18 protein-coding genes are annotated in these 17,808 nt (G+C 37.4%); 16 read left to right on the forward strand and 2 right to left on the reverse strand.

Features of this window, described 5'->3' with window-relative positions; all coding sequences use genetic code 11:
- Positions 1-214: 214 nt before the first annotated feature.
- A complete protein-coding gene (locus tag BG04_RS21810) occupies positions 215-1,087 on the forward strand; it encodes an STAS domain-containing protein (RefSeq protein WP_034652598.1) in 873 nt (290 codons plus the stop codon).
- Between the two features lie 120 nt (positions 1,088-1,207).
- On the opposite strand, the gene BG04_RS21815 is transcribed toward BG04_RS21810, so the two are convergent.
- Positions 1,208-1,684 (reverse strand): hypothetical protein, encoded by a 477-nt coding sequence (locus BG04_RS21815; RefSeq protein ID WP_034652596.1) that lies wholly within the window; start codon positions 1,682-1,684, stop codon positions 1,208-1,210.
- A 68-nt stretch (positions 1,685-1,752) separates the two neighbouring features.
- Positions 1,753-2,325, reverse strand: coding sequence for a GNAT family N-acetyltransferase (locus tag BG04_RS21820; protein WP_034652594.1), 573 nt, complete (start codon positions 2,323-2,325; stop codon positions 1,753-1,755).
- 240 nt (positions 2,326-2,565) lie between these two features.
- On the opposite strand from BG04_RS21820, the gene BG04_RS21830 reads away from it, so the two are divergent.
- From BG04_RS21830 to BG04_RS21895, 15 genes are all read left to right on the forward strand, one after another.
- Positions 2,566-4,839 (forward strand): glycosyltransferase family 39 protein, encoded by a 2,274-nt coding sequence (locus BG04_RS21830; protein WP_051975610.1) that lies wholly within the window; start codon positions 2,566-2,568, stop codon positions 4,837-4,839.
- Between the two features lie 13 nt (positions 4,840-4,852).
- Positions 4,853-5,818 carry a glycosyltransferase family 2 protein gene (locus tag BG04_RS21835; RefSeq protein ID WP_034652591.1) on the forward strand — a complete coding sequence of 322 codons (966 nt, stop codon included), beginning with the start codon at positions 4,853-4,855 and terminating at the stop codon, positions 5,816-5,818.
- On the forward strand, positions 5,811-6,215 hold the full coding sequence (locus tag BG04_RS21840; RefSeq protein ID WP_013082947.1) for a GtrA family protein: 405 nt from the start codon (positions 5,811-5,813) through the stop codon (positions 6,213-6,215). The genes BG04_RS21835 and BG04_RS21840 overlap by 8 nt, the downstream gene beginning before the upstream one ends.
- Entirely contained in the window at positions 6,212-7,099 is an 888-nt protein-coding gene (galU, locus tag BG04_RS21845; protein WP_034652588.1) for a UTP--glucose-1-phosphate uridylyltransferase GalU, read from the forward strand. Before BG04_RS21840 ends, galU begins: the two co-directional genes overlap by 4 nt.
- 144 nt (positions 7,100-7,243) lie before the next feature.
- Positions 7,244-7,918: a response regulator transcription factor gene (locus BG04_RS21850; protein ID WP_034652587.1), complete on the forward strand. Its 675-nt coding sequence runs from the start codon at positions 7,244-7,246 to the stop codon at positions 7,916-7,918.
- 1 nt (position 7,919) lies between these two features.
- Entirely contained in the window at positions 7,920-9,299 is a 1,380-nt protein-coding gene (locus BG04_RS21855; protein ID WP_034652584.1) for a sensor histidine kinase, read from the forward strand.
- A 372-nt stretch (positions 9,300-9,671) separates the two neighbouring features.
- On the forward strand, positions 9,672-9,836 hold the full coding sequence (locus tag BG04_RS29980; RefSeq protein ID WP_013056824.1) for a YezD family protein: 165 nt from the start codon (positions 9,672-9,674) through the stop codon (positions 9,834-9,836).
- A gap of 346 nt (positions 9,837-10,182) precedes the next feature.
- Entirely contained in the window at positions 10,183-10,335 is a 153-nt protein-coding gene (locus tag BG04_RS21860) for a Fur-regulated basic protein FbpA (protein ID WP_034652581.1), read from the forward strand.
- Positions 10,336-10,587: 252 nt separating this feature from the next.
- On the forward strand, positions 10,588-11,652 hold the full coding sequence (locus BG04_RS21865) for a sulfate ABC transporter substrate-binding protein (RefSeq protein ID WP_016763919.1): 1,065 nt from the start codon (positions 10,588-10,590) through the stop codon (positions 11,650-11,652).
- Positions 11,653-11,746: 94 nt separating this feature from the next.
- Positions 11,747-12,583 (forward strand): sulfate ABC transporter permease subunit CysT, encoded by an 837-nt coding sequence (cysT, locus tag BG04_RS21870; RefSeq protein ID WP_034652578.1) that lies wholly within the window; start codon positions 11,747-11,749, stop codon positions 12,581-12,583.
- Between the two features lie 12 nt (positions 12,584-12,595).
- Positions 12,596-13,462 carry a sulfate ABC transporter permease subunit CysW gene (cysW, locus tag BG04_RS21875; RefSeq protein ID WP_034652577.1) on the forward strand — a complete coding sequence of 289 codons (867 nt, stop codon included), beginning with the start codon at positions 12,596-12,598 and terminating at the stop codon, positions 13,460-13,462.
- A gap of 19 nt (positions 13,463-13,481) precedes the next feature.
- On the forward strand, positions 13,482-14,555 hold the full coding sequence (locus BG04_RS21880; RefSeq protein ID WP_034652575.1) for a sulfate/molybdate ABC transporter ATP-binding protein: 1,074 nt from the start codon (positions 13,482-13,484) through the stop codon (positions 14,553-14,555).
- Positions 14,556-14,662: 107 nt separating this feature from the next.
- Complete coding sequence (locus tag BG04_RS21885; protein ID WP_034652572.1) at positions 14,663-15,658, forward strand: ketoacyl-ACP synthase III; 996 nt, start codon at positions 14,663-14,665, stop codon at positions 15,656-15,658.
- A gap of 84 nt (positions 15,659-15,742) precedes the next feature.
- Positions 15,743-16,411: a response regulator transcription factor gene (locus BG04_RS21890; RefSeq protein WP_016763924.1), complete on the forward strand. Its 669-nt coding sequence runs from the start codon at positions 15,743-15,745 to the stop codon at positions 16,409-16,411.
- The gene (locus BG04_RS21895) at positions 16,408-17,772 is read left to right on the forward strand and encodes a sensor histidine kinase (RefSeq protein ID WP_034652569.1); all 1,365 of its coding nucleotides are present in this window, start codon (positions 16,408-16,410) and stop codon (positions 17,770-17,772) included. The genes BG04_RS21890 and BG04_RS21895 overlap by 4 nt, the downstream gene beginning before the upstream one ends.
- The last annotated feature ends 36 nt before the right edge of the window (positions 17,773-17,808 follow it).

Raw genomic sequence — 17,808 nt, forward strand, 5'->3', positions numbered from 1 at the left:
TTGTTTTCTATGTCAAATTACGAATTTTATTCGCAGCAAACTTTCAGTTGTGCGGCTCTTACTCTGGTACTATAATAAAAAGAAAGAAAATTCATAAAATAACCGCTTTTTTGTTATTTTTAGGAAGGCTAGTCAATTGTCAGTTGGGTAAGTAGGCTTAGTCAAGGTTATATACGCAGTAAAAATAGCAGAAAAGAGGAGCTGAACATATTTTATGAAAGAGGAGCTCGTGTATATAGGAAAAAAGATTCTTGAACATAAATATAGCTTGTCAGAAAAATTAGCCGAACGTTTAGATTCTACACATACGCTAAGTATAGAGGAATTAAAAGAAAAGAAAATTTTGAAATGGCGAGTGTCAATTATGGAGTACTTTGGAAGAGCGCTATTTGAAGAACAAGAGGATGTACTTAAACTTGTTAAAGAATGGGCACTTGACACGGGAAAATATGCAGTGGAAAAAAATATTCCTTTAGAAAAAGCACTCGGTATCCTCCCAATCTATCGCAGCGTTATTTGGGATGTATTTACAAGAGAACTAGAGGAGCATCAGTTTGCTGCAATTACCATGCTGCATGTCAGTGAGCGAATTGATCCGCTTTTAGATACGGTAACATATGTTTTTGGTCAAATTTATGATGAGCATAATCGATATATGATGAATTTAGCTTACACGTCACTAGAAGAACTGTCAGTTCCGCTCGTACCTGTCACAAAAGGTATCGCTATTATGCCGATTATTGGAGAAATTGATACTCATCGCTCGCAAGTTATTATGGAAACTTGCTTGAAAAAAGGGACAAGCCTTCAATTATCCTATCTTATTTTGGATATTTCAGGTGTCGTGATTATTGATACAATGGTAGCAGACAATCTGTTCAAAATTCATCGATCTCTCAAATTAGTAGGAGTGGAAGCCATTATAACAGGGATACGACCGGAAATTGCCCAAACGGTAGTGAAACTGGGAATTAATTTTAATCAAATTAAAACAGAAGCAAATTTAGAAGCAGCGCTTTTAAAAATTGGGTTTAGACGTCCTGAAGAACATAGCCGTGCGCATGTATCATCACAACGCATAAAATGACCTGTTATGAACATACAATGGAGATATTCCTTCTTCTAAACGTCGGTATGAAATATGGATTTCAGCAGATAGAAAGTAAGCGCATAGTAAAAAAGCGGATGTTAATCAACATCCGCTTTTTTACTTAATAAATGCCATATGCCATGGTAGCACAAAAGCATAAACGAGGAAGTATAGCACTATTGAATAGATAAAAAACCAGCCGTTTAAATGCATATAGCCACTTTTAATCATTCCGTATTCTATGAGTAGTGAACCAGCGCAAAAGAGAAGTGATAAAACCCATTTATTTTTAGCTGTTAAGTAAGTCAAAAATAAAATGGAAAGAGAAGGTGGAATAAATGTATAGCTTAGAATATCTCCAAGTCCTGTAACTTTTGGATCTCCCAAATCAATCATGTTAAAAACACGCGTAATGATAACATCACAAAGCCATCCGACAAATCCAACTACGCAAAACGTGATATAAAAATCTCGCCAAGTTAGCTGTCGTTTAAATAAAACAAGGGCAAGAATAAATAAACATAAACTAACGGTAATCGGAAACCACAAACCATGTGCAGATAAGTCTAAATGCTGAATTGCTTGCTTCAACATTGTTCACCTCAAAAGAAAGAGTTAGTGTTGAAGTTAGCCTATGTTATGGAAGGTATTTTATACATTTTCTACGCGTTGCGTGTATATTCTTCTCGCAAGATTGAATATAACTTTAAGTCTTGATGAGTTCCTTTAATAAACATGGCTTTTCGAATCGTTCCTTCATAAGACATACCGATTTTTTTCATTACTTTCTCAGATGCAGCATTTTCAACAAAGCACCTTGCCTGAATGCGCACTAAATCCATTTCTTCAAATCCAAACGCAATTACTTTTTCAGCTGCTTCCGTAACAAATCCCTTATTCCAATATTCTTCAGAAATCGCATAGCCAATTTCCGCAATGCGATGAGTAGGGTTCCAAGTGACAAAGTCAATGGTGCCAATACATTTTTTTAAGGCTTTGATTTCCATAGCCCAAGGAGAAATGGATTGGTTGCTGTACTGCTTTAAAACGAAGGAAACAAACTCTTTTGTATCTTGAAGCTTTCGGTGCTTTTCCCAATTTACATATCTGCTTACCTTTTCATTTGAGGCATATTCAAACATGTCACGCACATCTTTTTTTGTAACTTTCCGCAAGCGGAGTCTTTCGGTTTCTAGCGTGGGTAAATTTCCGTATATATCTTTTACTTGAATCATAAAGTTGTCTCCTTTCTCACCAAGAAGTGGATGAAGTGTGGATAATAATGTTTCTTAGAAGCTGCAGCATTCCAAAAATGCGCTTTCTATTTCATGTGCTTGATTCTTTAATTGTAAAATATTTCATTGGTGAGCGTAAGAGGTCAAATGGGTTTTTGAAAAATAAAAAATTATTTTTTCTGTTCATAATCAGTTCACATATGCTTGTTAGACTAAAGTCAGAAATTACGAAGGAGTGAAATGAAACACATGAACAGTGAAGTGAAAGAAGAACGAACTTCAAATGAAAAAAGAATAGACTTATTTTTAGTTCCCATTGTTTTAATTGGAGCGTTTTTGAACTTATTTAAAATTTGGACAGATGAATACGCCAACGCTTATTACACGGCAGCTGTCAAAAGTATGCTTCAAAGTTTTCATAATTTCTTTTACGCATCTTTTGATCCAGGAGGCTATGTAACGATTGATAAGCCGCCGGTTGTATTTTGGATTCAGACAATTAGTGCCAAAATATTTGGATTTCACGGATGGAGCGTCATTCTACCGCAAGCATTAGCAGGCATCGGTTCAGTCCTTTTACTATACGTACTCGTAAAACGTACGTTTGGTGTATGGGCTGGGAGATTTGCTGCTCTTGCGATGGCTTTGACGCCAATTGTACCGGCGGTAAGCCGAACAAATAATATCGATAGTATGCTTGTGTTTACATTATTAGTAGCGACGTGGATGTTATTTCGTGCTGTGCGCACAGCTAAATTTGGATGGGTGTTAGCTGCTTTTGCGATGATTGGTGTTGCCTTTAATATGAAAATGCTTCAAGCATACATGGTTTTACCAGCATTTTATGTTTTTTATGTAGTGGCAACCAAAATCACGTGGAAAAAGAAAATTTCTTTTTTAACAACAGCAACTGTACTGATGCTTGCAGTTTCTGTATCGTGGGCTGTTGTAGTAGATTCAACTTCTGCTGATAAGCGACCTTACATGGGAAGCAGTCAGACAAATTCAGTTCTAGAGCTTGCTTTTGGATATAACGGTATTAATCGTTTAACCGGAAATACAAGCGTGACGGGAAGCAGTCATAAGCAGTCTGCTCAAACTGAGCAGCAAACAGCAAGCAGTGAAACAAAACAAAATAGCAATTCAAGTGCTGATTCTTCACAAAGCTCAAATCAAAGAAAAAGCAGCTCTTCCCAAAAGATGCAGGCTCCAGGCGGAGGGAATCAAAACGGAATGTTCAACACGGGTAATCCTGGTCCCTTCCGACTATTCCAAAAAGGGTTATCAGATCAAATCAGCTGGTTACTACCATTTGTAATCTTTTCAATCGTGGGTTTATTTGCCGGAGTAAAATTTAAAGGACCTTACACAACAAAACAAAAAGAAAGTTTATTTTGGTTAGCGTGGCTGCTACCAGTAGCTATCTTCTTTAGTATCGCAGGATTTTTCCATCAGTATTATTTAATTATGCTGGCACCTCCAATCGCTGCATTTGCCGGAGCGGGAGCAGTAGCTTTATGGAGCATGTACAAACAGCATAATGGCTGGAAATCATGGCTGCTGCCAGGTGGTATTTTAACAACAGCAGCACTTCAAGTATATATTATGTCTCCTTATGTCAGCTCAATCGGCGTAGCGCCAATTGCAGGTGTAGGAGCACTGGGCGTCATTTTAGCTCTTGTTTTAGCTGTTCGTAAACAGCGTAAAAATTCGTTGACGAACTACCTAGGAGCCGCAGCGATGGTTGTCTTACTTGCGATGCCGGCGTACTGGGCGATGACACCAATTATTTATGGTGGAAATAGCATGCTTCCATCAGCAGGTCCTGATTCTTCAAGCGGTATGGGAGGACCTCCAAGCCCAGCAACGAATAGCAAACAGTCTGGCTTTAACGGCATGCAGCCTCCAGGAAGCTCTAGCGGCAATTCATCTTCAAACAATCAAATGCAGCCGCCAAGCGGTTCATCGAACGGCGGTCAAATGCCGGGTGGTTCGTCCAATAATGGTCAAATGCAGCCGCCAAGCGGTTCTTCAAACAGTGGTGAAATGCAAATGCCAGGCGGTTCATCCAATAATAGTCAAATGCCAAATAGCTCTTCAAGCAAATCATCATCTTCAAAACGAAAAAGTGGAGGGATGAACGCAGAAGTAAACAAAAAGCTACTAAACTATTTAACAAAAAATAATACAGGTGAAAAATATTTATTTGCCACAACGGATTCAACTTCAGCTGCACCTTACATTATCAAAACGGGCGAGCCAGTAATGGCAATGGGTGGATTTAGCGGTTCAGATCCAATTTTAACGGTAAGTAAATTAAAAGCCATGATTAAAAAAGGTGAAGTGAAATATTTCTACTTGTCTGGAATGGGCAAGGGAGGTCAATCTGACGTTATCACGTGGATTAAAGAAAATAGTAAGGAGATTCCTTCTTCCAAGTGGCAGTCTACTTCATCAAGTGCTCAGCAAGGGCCATCTGGAAACGGAACACTATACGAAATAACGCTTAAATAAGGAGGGCATAAACATGAGTTCCATTGTTAAATATTCTATTGTTGTTCCTGTCTATAACGAAGAAGAAGTGATTCATGAAACCTACCGCCGTCTCACAGAAGTGATGCATTCAACGAAAGAAGCTTACGAGCTTCTTTTCGTGAACGACGGCAGTAGAGATCGAACAGCAGAAATGATTAAAGAGTACAGTGAGCAAGACCCAGCGGTTGTTTTATTAGACTTTGCCCGTAACTTTGGTCATCAAATTGCTATTACAGCTGGTATGGATTATGCAAGAGGAGAGGCGGTCGTTGTGATTGATGCTGATTTGCAAGACCCGCCCGAATTGATTTTAGAGATGATTGAAAAATGGAAGCAAGGGTTTGACGTTGTATACGCTAAGCGTACAAAGAGAAAAGGAGAAACATACTTTAAAAAACAAACGGCTGCTATGTTTTATCGCTTCTTACGTGCGATGACCGATATTGATATTCCGCTTGATACAGGGGATTTCCGTTTGCTAGATCGCAAAGTGTGCAATCAAATGAATAGCATTCAAGAAAAAAATCGCTTTGTTCGCGGATTAGTAAGCTGGGTGGGCTTTAAGCAAATAGCAGTAGAATATGAGCGAGACGAGCGTTTGGCGGGTGAGTCGAAATATCCTTTGAAAAAGATGCTGAAGCTTTCAATGGATGGCATTACGTCTTTCTCTTATAAACCGTTGAAGCTAGCTAGCTATGCTGGTGTAACGCTATCTGGTATCGGTTTTATTTATCTTTTAGTGGTGCTGTATTTGAAGTTATTTACAGACAGCACCATCACAGGGTGGTCGTCATTAATTGTCATTCAGCTATTCTTTAGCGGCATCATTTTAATTATTCTTGGTATGATTGGAGAATATATTGGCCGCATCTACGATGAAACAAAAAATCGTCCACTCTATATCGTCCGGGAAAAGTATCAGCTTGAACCACGCAAGGAAGTATCACTTCGTGACTAACAAATGGATATCTTTTATTAAATTTGCGTTAGTAGGAGTTTTAAATACACTGATTGATTTTGTAGTGTACGCACTTTTAACAACAATTGGTGTTAACTATATACTAGCGCAGTGGATTTCATACAGTGCGGGCATTTTAAACAGTTATGTCATGAATCGCAAATGGACGTTTGAGAGAAAAGAAAAAAGCAGTAAGCGTGAAGTGATTTCATTTGTGATCGTAAATTTGATCACTTTATCTCTAACATCATTTCTATTGACTGTTCTATATAATAAATGGGGGGTAGCGCTGCTACTCAGTAAACTTTTAATTACAATCGTAAGTGTCGGTATCAACTTTATTGGTACTAAATTATTTGTATTTACTACTAAAAAAGAAAGAGGGATTCATATATGACGATAAAAAAAGCAGTTATTCCAGTAGGCGGTTTAGGAACTCGATTTTTGCCAGCGACAAAAGCGCAGCCCAAAGAAATGCTGCCAATTGTCGATAAGCCTGCTGTACAATATATTGTAGAAGAAGCTGTGAAATCAGGTATTGAAAGTATTATTTTTATTACAGGACGAAACAAAAAATCAATTGAAGACCATTTTGATAAATCAATTGAGTTAGAGCAAATGCTTGAAGAAAAACACAAGTTCCAAATGCTAAAAGAAGTACAAATGATCTCGTCAATGGCCAGCATTCACTATATTCGTCAAAAAGAGCCGTTAGGACTTGGTCATGCTATTCTTTGTGCCGAACAGTTTATTGGAGATGAGCCGTTTGCCGTTCTTCTTGGAGACGATATTATGACTTCTGAAGAACCTGCGCTCAAACAGATGATCCAAGCGTATGAAACGACTAATCAATCAGTTATCGGAGTTCAAAAAGTGGATGTTGAAGAGGTATCAAAATACGGAATCATTCAGCCGAAAAATAAATCTGGCAGCCTTCATGAAGTGAATGACTTGATTGAAAAACCATCGATAGAACAAGCTCCGTCAACTATTGCCGTTATGGGCCGCTATATTTTAAATCCTTCTATTTTTTCTTATCTAAAAACGATTGAAAGAGGGGTAGGAAATGAATTACAATTAACAGATGCACTGGGTGTGGTATGTGAAAAAGAGCGATTGTTTGCTCTTGAACTGGAAGGACAGCGCTTTGATATTGGAGATAAGGTAGGCTATATGAAAGCGATGGTAGAAGTTGCGTTAAAGCGCAGAGATTTACGTCAAACGTTTTTATCGTATTTGGAGGGAATTGTAGAAAAAGAACGAGCAAACAACTTCAGCTAATAAGAGTTAATCAGTTTGTTCATATTCAGTTCATATTTGAAGTCTAAAATCATTGTATGATCTTATGCGGCTCTCTGTTTACTATAAACAGAGAGCTTACTGTGCGTAAAAGCTGGACAAACTTAGGAATAGGGAGAGACATGTATGATTCAAATATTAGTTGCAGATGATGATCAACACATTCGAGAGCTGATATCATTATATTTAGAAAATCAAGGATTCAAAATTATAAAAGCAGCAGATGGTGAAGAAGCGTGGGCGAAAATGGAAGAGTTTCGAATTGATCTAGCGGTCGTTGATATCATGATGCCATTTAAAGACGGATGGGAACTAACAAAGGAAATTAAGGAGTATTTTGATATACCGGTTTTAATGGTAACAGCTAGAGGCGAATCGCATGATAAGCTAAAAGGATTTGATATCGGAACAGACGACTATGTTGTGAAGCCTTTTGATCCTCAGGAAATGGTTGCTCGTGTAAAGGCTCTTTTACGCAGGTACCAAGTAGAAGCTAACAATGTAATCTATATGGGGAATATAAAACTAGACCGTACCAAATTGGAGATGAGTGCAGGAGAAACAAGCGAACAGCTGCCGTTAAAAGAGTTTGAATTACTGTTCACGTTAGTTAGTTCTCCAGGAAAGATTTTTACTCGTGATCAGCTTATTCAATTAATTTGGGGATATGATTATGAAGGCGATGAGCGCACGGTAGACGTTCACATAAAACGTCTGCGAGAGAGGCTTAATCATATGAAAAATGTCGGTATGGAAATCAAAACAATTCGCGGACTAGGCTATAGAGCAGAAGGGTGTTAATGTGAAATCAATTTATGTAAAGCTGGTTCTGTCGTTCATCATTACAATTTTATTGAGCGTTGTGATTACCGTTGTCGTCACGACATTTCTTAGCAAGCAGAAGCTCGAAATGCGATTAGGTCAGGATATGGTGAAGATGGGAGAAGATTTTATCGATTTGTACGGAGCAGAAGACTCCGACAAAGCTGCAAGGTTTTTATCTAATTCATCATTCATTCATTTTTCGTTTATTATTATTGATGATGAGCATAAAGAAAAAGTATTAGGACAGCCAGGACCCCCTATTCCAATTACACCGAAAGAAGTAGGTCAAGTATTAGACGGGGAGCGTTATTCTAATTTAAACGAGGAAAAAGATGATCGTCCACAGCCAAACGTAGTGGGTCTTCCTTTTAAAGAAAATGGACGGTCGTATGCTCTATTTATTCAGTCTCATCCACAGCGGCAATTTTCAGTTATTCAAGATGTTCAAAATATCCAGCTTATTACGATTTTATTAGTAGGTATTGTATTATTTGCATATGTTTCAATGATTATTATTAAACCGATTAAGCGTCTCAGTACAGCGATGAAAGTTGTTGGACAAGGCGAATACAATGTGCAAGTCGAGCACGCAGCGAATGATGAAATCGGTCTGTTAACTAAAAATTTTAATCAAATGACTAAAGAATTAAACAAAATAGAAACAATGAGGCAAGAGTTTATTGCTAGCGTTTCGCATGAGATTCAATCACCGCTGACCTCTATTCGCGGTTTTTCAGCGGCACTTAAAGATGATATCGTCAGTGAAGATAAAAAGATACAATATTTAACCATTATTGAAAAAGAAAGTACAAGACTTTCTCAGCTTAGTTCCAATTTGCTAAAGCTTGCTTCTCTAGACTCTGAACATCAAACGCTAATGCTGCAGCAATACCGGTTAGATGAACAAATCAGGCATGTGGTCATGGCTTTAGAACCTCAGTGGACAAAAAAGAACATAGAAATTGACCTTGATTTATCCAATGTTCAAATAGAAGCAGATAAAGATTTGTTAGAGCAAGTTTGGCTGAATTTAGTAACAAATGCTATTAAATATACGCCTGAAAATGGATTTGTGAAAATATCTATTCATCAAAAAAACGAGGAAATAGACGTGAAAATAAAGGATAATGGAATTGGTATTGCCGAAGAAGATCAAAAATATATTTTTGAAAGCTTTTATAAAGTAGATAAATCGAGAACGTTAAAAGGAAGCGGCCTCGGTCTAGCCATTACAAAAAAAATTGTTCGGCTGCATGAGGGCGCAGTACGTGTTGAAAGCAAAAAAGAACAAGGAAGCATTTTTACGGTAACCTTGCCTATCCAAAAAAATAGGGCTAAAAAAGACTCGTCTGTGTAAGTTCATGCAGATGAGTCTTTTTTATTAGGTCAAAGATATAAAAAAAATTAATAATATCTATTTATTTTTTTAATCCCTACTTGACATATAGGTAAAGTGTAAATAATATAGATAGTATAAATCTTTTGAAAAAATTGGGATGCTAAAGAAGCTGATCGGTCAACCGAAGGCTCATACTTGTTCGCTACTAGTGTGGGCCTTTTCTGTACATTAGTTGTGGTCATTAAAATCTCAATCTTCAACTGAACATATGGGGAGGATTACCATGTATTTATCTTCTGCACATTATACAAGTACTTATAGATGTTGTTCGCTTTGTTTATTCAACTGCAACTAAAATATAAATTTATCTATGAATAGGAGAATGATAAAATGGCTTCAATTACACAAGAAAAATTAGATTATATTGTTAAATTACTAACTGAAATCAACTATGGATCTGTACTAATTACTCTTCACGATGGACAAATTACTCAAGTGGACAGCACGGAAAAAAACCGCTTTTTAGCTAAAAGCAAAGTAGCAAGCCACAAATAAGCCTAATTAAATACGTATTTAGAGAAACTGAAGGGCCAGCCTAGCTAGCGAATGCTTGACGGCGGGGCAAGCAAGTACTGTGCTAAATATAGAAAACGTGCGTATTCGAATTAAAATTGACTTTCTTTCCGGTAGAATATTTAGAATTTTTCGAATTAAAATTGAGTTATAGGTTGTATGAGTATGACGATGAGAAGTATAAAGCTTCTAAAGCAGCAGCTTTATACTTTTTAAAATTATGAAAATCTGACAGTTTCATTCCTGTGCTGACCGGATTACCGAAGGCTTCTGACCTGTGTTAGGAGTCTTTTTTTATTCTTAAATTAATATAATAGGAGGAGAAAAGATGGAAAATTTATTACGAGCAGCGGTGCGGCAAAGAAAACAATACCTCATTGAAGAGTTACTGAAAAAAGGGATTTACAAAAAAGAAAACCATCATCTTTTTGAACTTACACTCTCTGACTTAGAAAAAGAGTATCTGGCACGCAGTAAGTAAGGAAAGTACGTAAAAAGAACTAAAATAAGTGTAAAAAAGATTAAAAACCCAGTTGACTAATAGGTAAAGTGTGTTTATTATAAAAACAAGAATAAATTGTCTTTTCAGAAAGTATCTTCTTTTTATTCTTACGAATAAATTTAATAAGAATAATTTAAGAGCATATACGCTGATCAGACTAACTGAAGGCTGCTTCTCTTTTCAAAGAGATAGCGGCCTTTTTGTATTTTTTTATAAAAAGGGGAGTAAAACATGAAGAAAAAAGCAGTTCAGTTTTTAATGGTGCTAACGGCACTGCTGGTCGTGCTAGCAGGTTGCGGCAATGGGAAATCTACTGAAACAGCAGGGAAAGATAGTTCTGCGAGTAAAAACGATTCAAAAAAACCAGTAGAGCTTTTAAACGTTTCATATGATCCTACACGTGAGCTTTATCAGGAGTTCAATAAGAGCTTTGCATCTTATTGGAAAGATAAAACAGGGCAAGACGTTACTATCAAGCAATCACACGGTGGCTCTGGTAAGCAAGGCCGGGCAGTTATTGACGGTTTAGAAGCGGATGTCGTAACGCTTGCGCTTGCATACGATATTGATGAAATTGCTCAAACTCGCCAATTATTAAACAAAGACTGGGAAAAAGAATTGGCTCATAATTCTACACCATACACATCAACAATTGTTTTTTTAGTTCGTAAAGGAAATCCAAAGGGAATTAAAGATTGGGATGATTTAACGAAAAAAGGTACATCCGTTATTACACCAAATCCAAAAACGTCTGGAGGCGCACGCTGGAATTATTTAGCGGCTTGGGCATACGCGAAGAATAAATATAACGGAGATAACAAAAAGGTTGAAGACTTCATGGGTAAACTTTATGGAAATGTCGAAGTGTTAGACTCAGGCGCACGCGGAGCGACAACTACGTTTGTAGAACGGGGCATTGGAGACGTGTTAATTGCATGGGAAAATGAAGCTTACTTATCGTTAAATGAGCTAGGAAAAGATAAATTTGAAATTGTAACACCGTCATTGAGTATTTTAGCAGAACCGCCTGTTGCTGTAGTAGATAAAGTAGCTGAAAAGAAAGGCACAACAAAGGTAGCAAAAGCATACTTAAAATATCTATATACAGAAAAAGGTCAGGAAATCGCAGCGGAAAATTACTATCGTCCTCGAAATGAAAAAGTATTAGAGAAACACAAAGATCAATTTCCTTCTCTTAACCTAGTCACCATTAAAGATTTTGGCGGCTGGAAAAAAGCTCAAGAAACTCATTTTAACGATGGAGGAACATTCGATCAGATTTATCAGCCAAAGTAATATGATGCATTAAAAAAAATAAATGAGGAAGATACGAATGGTAATTCGTATCTTCTGTGTACATGTATCTTGAAAGCAGAGAGAGGTGTAAGACGTGAGCGTGTTACAACGACAGAAGAAAAAGGAAAGTATCTTACCTGGATTTGGGCTTTCTTTAGGTTTTACGGTGTTTTATGCAAGTATCCTTGTGCTTTTTCCGTTAGCGATGATTTTTCTAAATACGGCATCTATGGGATGGAGCGACTTTATTAAAACTGTTACAGACTCTAGAGTAGTAGCATCATATAAATTAAGTTTTGGAGCAGCATTTGCAGCAGGGATTATTAATGTTATTTTTGGAACTATTATTGCATGGGTATTAGTGAGATATCATTTTCCCGGAAAGAGGTTTATTGATGGACTTGTAGATTTGCCGTTTGCTTTACCAACGGCTGTTGCCGGCATTGCCTTGACCACTCTTTACGTTCCGAAAGGATGGATTGGTCAATTATTTACGTTTAAAATCGCATTTACGCCTATCGGAATTATTATCGCTCTGACGTTTATTGGTCTGCCGTTTGTTGTCCGAATGGTGCAGCCAGTATTGCAAAACTTTAATGCAGAGATCGAAGAAGCATCGGCTAGTTTAGGAGCCAGCCGAATGCAAACATTCAGAAAAGTTATTTTTCCAGAGCTGGTGCCTGCTATTTTAACAGGCTTTTCTCTTTCATTCGCAAGAGCGCTTGGAGAATACGGGTCAGTTGTTTTTATTGCTGGAAATATGCCGATGAAAACTGAAATTACGCCGCTTATTATTATGACAAAACTCGAGCAGTACGATTATGCGGGCGCTACTGCTATTGCATCAGTCATGCTCGTTGTATCATTTTTTCTGTTATTACTTATTAATATTATTCAATGGTGGACAAATCGTAAATTTGTACATAGTTAAGGAGGGATGACATTGGCAGGACATGTTCCAATGCAGCATGCAAAAACGACTGTTAAACTTAATCATTCTAGTTTAAAAGAGCCCAAAGTCGTCCAGTGGCTGCTTACATTTATTGCACTGGCTTTTTTAGCTCTATTCTTAGTGCTCCCGCTCATCACCATTTTTATGACAGCTTTTCAAAAAGGGTTGGAAACGTATCTCGCTGCGATTACAAATCCGGATGCTTTGGCTGCTATTAAACTAACGCTAATTGTGGTGCTTATTACTGTTCCTTTAAATGCCGTTTTCGGCGTGGTAGCCGCATGGTTAATTACAAAGTTTGATTTTAAAGGAAAGAATATTTTAATTACGCTTATTGATTTGCCGTTTGCTGTTTCACCTATTATTGCTGGATTGGTTTTTATTTTATTATTTGGTGCACAAGGGTTATTCGGAGAATGGTTGTTTAATCACGACATCAAAATTGTATTTGCTATTCCCGGTATTATATTAGCTACGCTTTTTGTAACGCTTCCGTTTGTTGCCAAAGAATTGATTCCACTCATGCAAGCTCAAGGGTCAGCCGAAGAAGAAGCGTCGTTAACGTTAGGAGCCAGCGGTTTCAAAACTTTTTTTCTAGTGACGTTACCTAATATTAAATGGGGCTTATTATATGGCATTATTTTATGTAATGCGCGGGCGATTGGGGAGTTTGGAGCTGTTTCCGTTGTGTCTGGGCACATTCGAGGAATGACAAATACGATGCCTCTTCATATTGAAATTCTCTACAATGAATATCAATTTGCAGCAGCGTTTGCGGTAGCATCTTTAATGTCAATTTTAGCTATTTTTACATTAATTATAAAAAATATTATTGAGTGGAAAGTCAAACATATTTAAAAAGGAAGGAGCTTATGAAATGAGTATCCATATTAAGCACGTATCAAAGAACTTTGGTGATTTTAAAGCGCTGGATTCTATTAACATTGATATTCAAACGGGTGAATTAGTAGCTTTACTCGGTCCGTCCGGTTCTGGAAAAACATCTTTGCTTCGTATCATTGCCGGTCTTGAACATCTTGATCAAGGAGCTGTTTTATTTGATGGAAAGGAAATTACGCGCATAAATCCAAAAGAGCGGAATGTAGGGTTTGTTTTTCAACACTATGCTTTGTTCAGGCATATGACTGTGTTTGATAACATTGCGTATGGTTTAAAAGTACGACCTAAAAAAACAAGGCCTTCTAAAACAGACATTACCAAGAAAGTAACCGAGCTGCTGCAGCTTGTTAAACTAGAGCTGCTTGCAAATCGCTATCCCTCTCAATTATCGGGCGGACAGCGCCAGCGAGTAGCTCTTGCTCGAGCGTTAGCAGTAGAACCGAAAGTACTGCTATTAGATGAACCTTTTGGCGCTCTGGATGCAAAAGTTCGCAAGGATTTGCGCAGATGGCTGCGTAAATTGCATAATGATTTTCATATTACGAGTATTTTCGTTACGCATGATCAAGAAGAAGCCTTGGATGTAGCTGATCGTATTGTTGTGATGAACAACGGGAAAATTGAGCAGATTGGAAGTCCTGAAGAAGTATATGATCATCCTAACAGTCCATTTGTGTACGATTTTTTAGGAAACGTCAATTTATTCAAGGGCCGCATTCATAAAGGCAGACTAAAACAAGGAAGCTTTGAAATGGATGTTCCAGAATTTAACGGAAGGAATGAAGAAGCAGCTGTTGGGTATGTACGACCTCATGATATTCACCTTGAAAAGGTAAAAACAAGCGCAGATGCTGTTTCTGCAACCGTTAGCCATATTCATGTGATAGGGGCTATCGTGCAAGTTGAATTAAAAAGAGAAGATGCAGAAGAATTTTTAGAAGCTGAATTGAGCAAAGAGCACTATAAAGTCCTCAGTCTTCAAGTGGGAGAGAAGGTGTATGTAAAGCCTAAGCAGCTAAAAGTATTTATTCCAGAAGATTATTCTATTTAATAAAAAGCGTAAAGGTATGCCTTTGCGCTTTTTATCTAACAATAAATTAGTACCAGATATTAAAAGTAGGTGTTATAATTAAGTATCAACTGATTTGAGGTGGAGAAATGATGCAATCAAAAGCTAGAATCACAGGAATGGGGATATATACACCAAAGCAAAAATTAACGAACGACCATTTAAAAGAAATGGTTGATACAAGTGACGAATGGATTGTACAGCGTACCGGAATGAAAGAACGACGAATTGCTGGTGAAGGCGAATACACGTCTACGCTTGCCATTCGAGCCGTTGAAAATTTGCTTAACCGATATGCTGTAGAAATAGAAGATGTAGATGCAATTATTGTTTCGACAACAACGCCAGATCACTTTTTTCCTAGCGTAGCATGTCAGATTCAAGATTACTTTCATATTGATCAAGCTGCTGCATTTGATCTAGGTGCCGCATGCGCCGGTTTTACATATGGCCTTCATGTGGCGAACGGCCTAGTGACGTCGGGATTGCATAAAAAGATTTTAGTTATTGGTGCTGAAGTCATGTCGAAAATTACAGATTATACGGACCGGGCCACATGCGTGCTGTTTGGTGACGGAGCGGGAGCTATGCTTGTAGAGTACGATGAGCATAATCCGAGTTTCTTAGGATGTCACTACGGAACGGACGGAAGCGGAGGGGTGAATTTATATCGTTCTAACTTATCTAATACTCTTTCAGGAAAAGAAATTAATTCGAGCGGGAATTTAGTTCAAAACGGGCGTGAAGTATACCGCTTTGCTGTCCGAACGATTCCAAAAGGAGTAGAAGCATTATTAAAGAATACTTCCATTTCTCTTTCTGATGTAAATTGGTTTATTCCGCATAGTGCAAACCTTCGAATGATTGAAGCTATTTGTGCTAAAACAGGTGTTTCAATGGATAAAACGTTAACGAGTGTGCAATACTGCGGAAATACATCTTCAGCTTCTATTCCGCTTGCTTTAAACGAAGGAATAATGACAGGAAAAGTACAGGGTAATGACCTCCTTATTCTTTATGGGTTTGGAGGAGGATTAACGCACTGCGGTCTGTTAATTAAATGGACGTGTAAAGAAAAAAGCTAAAAGGCGATGCCTTTTAGCTTTTTTGTCTTTTACTGCTAAGAAGAATTCGATAAAATGGAAAAAGAAGTAAAGGGGGGTGTGCATATGAATCACGTTTTATACATTGAAGACAATGAAGAAATTGGATTAATGATTCAAAATGAGCTTAAAAAGCAAAACTATGAAGTTACTTGGTTACAATCAGGAGATATCGCCAGTCGGTTTATTAAACAAGCGGATATTGTCATTTTAGATGTAATGCTTCCTGGGTTAGATGGATTTACAGTGGGAAAAAAGCTTAAAAAACTAGCACCTGATGTCCCAATTTTAATGCTTTCAGCTCGTACAGCTCTAGAAGATAAGATCATGGGACTAGAGTTTGCCGATGACTATGTCACAAAGCCGTTTCATCCAGAAGAGCTGCTTGCAAGGCTTGAAGTATTGTTAAGAAGATTTTCAAGAAAGAAAGAAGAGCTTATTTTAAAACATTTGCATATTTCGATGAGAGACTATCGCGTGATGAACAGAGAGACAAGTGAAGAAATTAGTTTAACAGGTAAGCAATTTCATATTTTTACTTATTTCCTTCAGCATTTAAATCAAATTTTAACAAAAGAACAAATTTATGAAGGGGTATGGAAAGAGCGTTATATAGAAGGAGATAAAACATTAATGGTACATATTCGCTATTTGCGAGAAAAATTGGAGAAAAATGCAGCTAAGCCTGAAATTATTGAAACAATACGAGGGATTGGGTACAGGGTGAAGCAATGAATGTTACACAGTCTCTTATCACGAAATATATCTTAATTATGATTGCAGCTGTACTAATTATACCTGTATCATTTTTTGCAGGCTCATGGCTGATCACCGTTCCTTTTATGCATATTCAAGGATTATTAAATGAAGAGTATAAAGGAAAAAGCTACTACGAACAAATATGGAATCAAGAAGCCAAAAAGCTAGAAGGAGCAAATGAGAAAACAATTAATCAAAAGCTAAAATTATTAAAAGAAAAATACCCTGAAGCTTCAATGTTCTGGGTAAACGAAGCTGGACAAACACAGCTTCCGCTTCCTTACCATGAATCCCTTCCGAAGCAATGGTCATCTTCTTATACGGCTGAATTTATCAAAAAACGATACGGAAACGATCCGTATACGGTTATTACCTTTATTGGAACAGATAAAAAGCAAGGTTTTATGGTCATTGAAGTGCCGGAAAAAGCCGTTGAGCCTCCTATTCAAAGGCTAGACCCAGCCTACTATAATATTTATTTAGGATTTGTTTTTATCATTGTGCTTTCTTTTATTGTACTTTCTCTATTCTTTTTTCTTCGAATTCGAAAAAGGCTGCGAGCGTTACAAGCTGCTATGAACAACAAAGACGAGCAAGGAATTCCTTTACCTGTTGTATCTGAGTCCACGGATGAAATTGGCCAGCTAGAACAATCGTTTAATCAAATGGTTAAACAGCTTCATGAAAGCCGGGACCGAGAGCAGCAAGAAGAACAGCTGCGACAAGACTTAATTATGAGTCTATCGCATGACTTACGAACACCGCTCACGACTGTTCGAACTCATATTTATCAGATGAAAAACGAAGAAATGGCCTTGAACGTTCAACAATCTCTTGAGGTAATTGATACGAAAGTAGAATTTGTTAGTGATTTAATAGATAATTTATTTTCCTATACGCTGCTGTTAAATAGAAAATATCCATATCGGGAAGAGGAAGTTGATATGGCTCGATTTCTTAGAAAAAGCATTGCACAATGGTATCCACTATTTGAAGAAGAGAATATGGAAGTGGATATTCAACTGCCTTCTCAGTCTATATATTGGCGCGGAGATGTTCAGTGGTTAGAAAGAATAATAGATAATTTATGTCAAAATGTCATTCGTCATGCCAAAGAAGGTAACTTTATTGGCTTTCGCCTTGTTCAAGAGCATGATTTATCTTCTCTCACCATTTCTGATAAAGGGTCAGGCTTTAACAAGAATAGCCATACGAAGCAAAACGGTGTAGGTCTAGCGATTGTGGATGCGATGATTAAAGAAATGGGGTTAACGTGGTCAATTCATTCTACAAAACATGGAACGGATATTCAAATTGTGTACAAAGCGAGTGATTAATTCACACGCTTTTTTAAACGAATTTTAACCTTTCTT

This window comes from Priestia megaterium NBRC 15308 = ATCC 14581 (assembly GCF_000832985.1).
Classification (GTDB): domain Bacteria; phylum Bacillota; class Bacilli; order Bacillales; family Bacillaceae_H; genus Priestia; species Priestia megaterium.